Here is a 4987-nt window from a genome sequence, read left to right on the forward strand (position 1 = left end):
ATGCGGCTCCAGGGTCACACGATCCTGGATGCGCGCGCGGCCGTACACCAGTTCGCGCTCGACCCAGCCGTCGCCTTCGGCCGTGATGATGCATTCGTCCAGGCTTTCGACGAATTCCTTTTGCTCGCGCACCCGCAGCACCAGGCCTTGCCAGATCTGGTTGGGGGTCAGCGCGTCGATGAGGGGGTTCAGTGGATCGTTGACTTCCACCAGGTGTTCAAAGCGCAAAGCAGCCTCCGCAAGATTTCGTGACATTATCGCGCGGCTTGGCCCGCGCTGCGCCAAATGAAAAACGCCGGCGGGTTGCCCCGGCCGGCGTTTTTCATCGCGATGCCTGAAGCGTCGCCTGGCTTCAGATTTCTTCGTAGAGCGGCAGCGTCAGGAATTCTGCAAAGTCTTCCGAGGTCGACATCTGTTCGAAGATTTCTGCCGCGCGGTCAAAATGCCCCACCGCGCCCGTCTCCTTCACCTTGGCCAACTCTTCGGGGATCAGCTTGCGGACGAGTTCGGCCGTGACCTTCGTGCCGTCTTCGAGCTTGCCCTTGGGCGAGCGGATCCACTGCCACACCTGCGAGCGCGAAATCTCGGCCGTGGCGGCGTCTTCCATCAGGTTGTGGATCGGCACGCAACCGTTGCCGGCCAGCCAGGCACCCAGGTAGTGGATGCCGACGTTGATGTTCATGCGCAGGCCGGCTTCGGTGATCGGCGTTTCGGGCTGGAAGTTCAGCAGGTCGGCGGCCTTCACGTCCACGTCCGGACGCTGCTTGTCGAACTGGTTCGGCTTGTCGCCCAGCACCGCCACGAACTCCTTCATGGCCGGCTCGACCAGGCCTGGGTGAGCCACCCAGCCGCCGTCGTAGCCGTCGGTCGCGTCGCGCTTCTTGTCGTTGATGATGCCCTGCATGGCGATGGCGTTCTTCTCCGGATCGTTCTTGATCGGGATCAGCGCGCTCATGCCGCCGATGGCCGGTGCACCGCGCTTGTGACAGGTCTTGAGCAGCAGCAGCGCGTAGGCACGCATGAACGGCGAGGTCATCGTCACCTTGGCGCGGTCGGCCAGGCAGAAGTTCTTGTCGACCTTGAACTTCTTGATGCACGAGAAGATGTAGTCCCAGCGGCCGGCGTTCAGGCCAGCGCTGTGCTCGCGCAGTTCGTACAGGATTTCCTCCATCTCGAAGGCGGCGAGGATCGTCTCGATCAGCACGGTGGCCTTGATTGTGCCTTGCGGCAGGCCGATCTCGTTCTGCGCCATCACGAAGATGTCGTTCCACAGGCGCGCTTCCAGATGGCTCTCCATCTTCGGCAGGTAGAAGAACGGACCGGCGCCGCGGGCGATCTGCTCCTTGGCGTTGTGGAAGAAGAACAGCGCAAAGTCGAAGATGCCGCCGGAGACGCGCTCGCCGTCGACGGTCACGTGCTTCTCGTCGAGGTGCCAGCCGCGCGGACGCACCTGCAGCGTGGCGATCTTGTCGTTCAGTTTGTACGTCTTGCCGTTCGATTCCAGCGTAAGCGTGCGACGCACGGCAGCCTTCAGGTTGACCTGGCCTTGCAGCTGGTTGTGCCAGTTCGGGGTGTTGGAATCCTCGAAGTCGGTCATGTAGCTGTCCGCGCCCGAGTTGAACGCGTTGATGACCATCTTGGCATCGACCGGGCCGGTGATCTCCACCCGGCGGCAGTGCAGCGCGGGCGGGATCGGCGCAACCTTCCAGTCGCCCTCGCGGATGGCCTTCGTCTCGGGCAGGAAGTCCGGGCGCTCGCCGGCGTCCAGGCGCTTGGCGCGCTCGACACGCGCAGCCAGCAGCTCTTTGCGGCGCGGCTGGAAGGCACGGTGCAGCTTGGCGACCAGCGCCAGTGCTTCAGGGGTCAGAATGTCTTCGTAGGCCGGAAGGATCTCGGCCTTGATCTCCATGCCTTGGGGCAGCGTGAGCGCCATGGTTGTTCTCCAGAGGATGATGTGAGGGTTGAACGGGTTCGGTCCTATGGCTGGACCGATGAAATGCAATGCCTTACGTCGCTTGTGTTGCCTGCACGAACTGCAGCAGATCGCGCATGTCGTGGCCCGCCGCAGTGGGCGCCACGTCGAGCGCCTCGGGCGGATGCCCCAGGCGATTGATCCAGAACGTCTTGAAGCCGTACCACGTCGCGCCGCAGGCATCCCAGCCATTGGACGAGACAAACAGAATCTGTTCCGCCGGCACACCAAACGCTTGTGGCGCCAGCGCGTAGGCTTGCGGCGCGGTCTTGTAGAGCTTGACCGCATCGACCGACAGCACGTGATCGAACAGCCCGGACATGCCGGCACTCTTCACGGCAATGTCAAGCATCTGGGGGTTGCCGTTGGAGAGGATGCCCAGCGGCAAGCCCATCTCGCGCAGGCGGCGCAGCGCAGGCACGTTCTCGGGAAACGCCGACAGGCACGCATATTCGCGCATCAGCGTGGCCTCGTCGTGGGCGGAAAGCTCGACGCCCAGGCGGGCCGCGGCGTAGCGCAGCGCGTCGACGGTGATGTCCCAGAACGGCTTGTAATGCGCGCCCGAGGGGCCGGCCAGCGAGCGGATGCGGGTGTAGTCGATCTGCTTGTCGCGCCAGAGGACCGACAGCGCCTCGCCCTTGCCGGCAAAGAGCTGCTCGGCGCGTGCCGCCACCGAATACACGTCGAACAACGTGCCATAGGCGTCGAAGACCACCGCGCGAATCGAACTCATGCCTCAGCTCCACGGACCCGAAGGCCGGTACTCCGCGCGTTCCGCTCTGCAGAACGCTTCTCCGACCTTCGCAACGAGGGCCATTCTAGAAAAGGTGACGCGCTGCACAAAGACGCCAACGGTCACTTGATCTTTAACTTTTACCCGACGAATGGCGAGTGATAACCTTTATATTCGTCACAATCCCGCAGCACGCGGTATAAGCATCGGCCATGGATCATTTCAAGCAGCTCGAAACGTTTGTCGCCGTGGCCACGCGCGGCAGCCTGTCTGCCGCGGCCGCCGCCGAGGGCGTCGCGCCCGCCATCATCGGGCGCCGCATCGACGCCCTCGAAGAGCGCCTGGGCGTGAAGCTCCTCGTACGCACGACGCGGCGCATCACCCTCACTTTCGAGGGCTCGGCGTTCCTGGAAGACTGCCAGCGCATCCTCAATGACCTGCACAACGCCGAGGCCAGCGTGTCGGCGGGCGGCGTGAAGGCGAGCGGCCATCTGCGCGTGACGGCTCCGGCGGGCTTCGGCCGCCGCCATGTCGCGCCGATGGTGCCCGACTTCATTGCGTCGCATCCGGACGTGTCGATGACGCTGGACCTGGGCGACCGCGTGGTGGATCTCGTCAACGAGGGCTTCGATTGCGCCATCCGCCTCGGGGACCTTCCGGACTCCAGCCTCGTTTCGATCCGCCTATGGGAAAACCGCCGCGTGGTGGTGGCCGCGCCGAGCTACCTCGAGCGCCGCGGTGTACCGACGCAGGTCGAGCAGCTTTCCGCCCACAACTGCCTGGCCTTCGGGGCCAGCGCCAACGTGCAGCGCGGCTGGGTGTTCCAGCAAGGCGGCAAGGCCATCACCGTGAAAGTCTCGGGCACCATGGAATGCACCGACGGCGCGGTGCTGCGCGAGTGGTGCCTGCAGGGCCACGGGCTGGCCTGGCGCTCGTGGTGGGAGGTCGGGCACGACATCGCCACGGGCAAGCTGGTGACGGTGCTCGATGCCTTCGAGGCGCCGCCGATCGGCATCCACGCGGTGTTTCCGCAGCGCAAGCACCTGCCGTTGCGGGTGCGGCTCTTCATCGATTTCCTCAAGAACACGTACGGCAACCCGGCCTACTGGCGCCGCGCCGACGCGGTGATCGGCATGGATTAGCGATCACCCTGAGTGGGTGGAACCGCACGTGCGGCCTACAATCAAGACAAGACCCTCTTTCGCACCCTCACTCCGGAGGCCGCATGTTCCAGCACATCCTCATCCCGACCGATGGTTCTGAGCTGTCGCGCAAGGCGGTGGCGGGCGCGCTCGACTTTGCCAAGACCCTGGGCGCGCGCCTGACGGCATACACGTGCCTCGAGGAGTATCCGTACACGCCCTTCTCCGAGATCGTCGTGGAGACGCCGCAGGCGTTCAAGGAGCGGGTCGAAGCGCAGGCGCGCGTGGTCCTCAAGGACGTCGAGGACGCCGCCCGCAGCGCCGGCATCGAGTGCGACACCGACATGAGCTGCTTCCCGGTGCCCTACATGGGCATCATCGACGCGGCCGAACGCCATGGCTGCGACGTCATCTTCATGGCTTCGCACGGGCGGCGCGGGCTGGCCGGCCTGCTGCTCGGCAGCGAGACGCAGAAGGTGCTGACCCATACCGAAATCCCGGTGATCGTGTACCGCTGAGAGCCGCTCGGGCCCATGCCGCACAGCCGTCCTTGGGGACGGCTTTTTTTCTCCACGCGCGAGGCGGTCTCACGCACGTGCCTGATCATCACGCTCTACGACCGCCCCGGCCTGCCCGCATGCCCCGAACATGAGCACGACACGCTCACAGAAGCCATCGCGACCCGCAACGTCGAGCGCGCACACGACCTGATGCGCGAGCATTTCCAGCACATCGAGCAGTCGCTGGACCTGCATGCGACGCCCACGTCGGCACTCGACCTCGAATCGATTTTCAAGCGCACATAAAAAAAACCGCGCCACTCACTGGGGCGCGGTCCGAGCGGCCGGCGTGTGGTCAGCACACCGGCCCAGGTGACCTGGATGCCGGATGCGTCGGCAACCTCAAGCGACCTTTTTGGCTTCCGCCTTTTCTTCGAAGAATTGCTCGTCTTCGGTCGAACCCTTGAGCGCCGTGGTCGACGCTTCGCGCTCGATGGTCTGCGTCACGGCATCGAAGTAGCCCGTGCCGACTTCGCGCTGGTGCTTCACCGCGGTGAAGCCACGCTCGGCGGCCTTGAACTCGGCCTCCTGCAGCTCGACGAAGGCGCTCATCTGGTTGCGGGCGTAGCCGTAGGCCAGG

The 4987-nt window shown here is 64.7% G+C and carries 6 protein-coding genes and 1 pseudogene; 3 read left to right on the forward strand and 4 right to left on the reverse strand.

Annotated elements, in window-relative coordinates; all coding sequences use genetic code 11:
* The 3 genes from A6M56_RS10230 to A6M56_RS10240 all read right to left on the reverse strand — a co-directional run.
* On the reverse strand, positions 1-228 hold a 228-nt coding region (locus A6M56_RS10230), incomplete at its 3' end, for an AtaL-like protein (protein ID WP_286758127.1).
* Between the two features lie 124 nt (positions 229-352).
* Positions 353-1933: a malate synthase A gene (aceB, locus tag A6M56_RS10235; RefSeq protein ID WP_045786712.1), complete on the reverse strand. Its 1581-nt coding sequence runs from the start codon at positions 1931-1933 to the stop codon at positions 353-355.
* Between the two features lie 73 nt (positions 1934-2006).
* On the reverse strand, positions 2007-2705 hold the full coding sequence (locus A6M56_RS10240) for a haloacid dehalogenase type II (protein ID WP_102079752.1): 699 nt from the start codon (positions 2703-2705) through the stop codon (positions 2007-2009).
* A 212-nt stretch (positions 2706-2917) separates the two neighbouring features.
* On the opposite strand from A6M56_RS10240, the gene A6M56_RS10245 reads away from it, so the two are divergent.
* From A6M56_RS10245 to A6M56_RS10255, 3 genes are all read left to right on the forward strand, one after another.
* On the forward strand, positions 2918-3847 hold the full coding sequence (locus A6M56_RS10245; protein WP_102079751.1) for a LysR family transcriptional regulator: 930 nt from the start codon (positions 2918-2920) through the stop codon (positions 3845-3847).
* A gap of 83 nt (positions 3848-3930) precedes the next feature.
* Entirely contained in the window at positions 3931-4365 is a 435-nt protein-coding gene (locus A6M56_RS10250) for a universal stress protein (protein WP_045786709.1), read from the forward strand.
* Positions 4366-4380: 15 nt separating this feature from the next.
* Positions 4381-4653, forward strand: coding sequence for an FCD domain-containing protein (locus A6M56_RS10255; RefSeq protein WP_257984038.1), 273 nt, complete (start codon positions 4381-4383; stop codon positions 4651-4653).
* A 96-nt stretch (positions 4654-4749) separates the two neighbouring features.
* On the opposite strand, the pseudogene A6M56_RS10260 reads toward A6M56_RS10255, so the two are convergent.
* Positions 4750-4987, reverse strand: a pseudogene (locus tag A6M56_RS10260) (isocitrate lyase); the annotation flags it as partial.

Source organism: Ralstonia sp. RL (assembly GCF_001683835.1).
In the GTDB taxonomy this organism is placed as follows: Bacteria; Pseudomonadota; Gammaproteobacteria; order Burkholderiales; family Burkholderiaceae; genus Ralstonia; species Ralstonia mannitolilytica.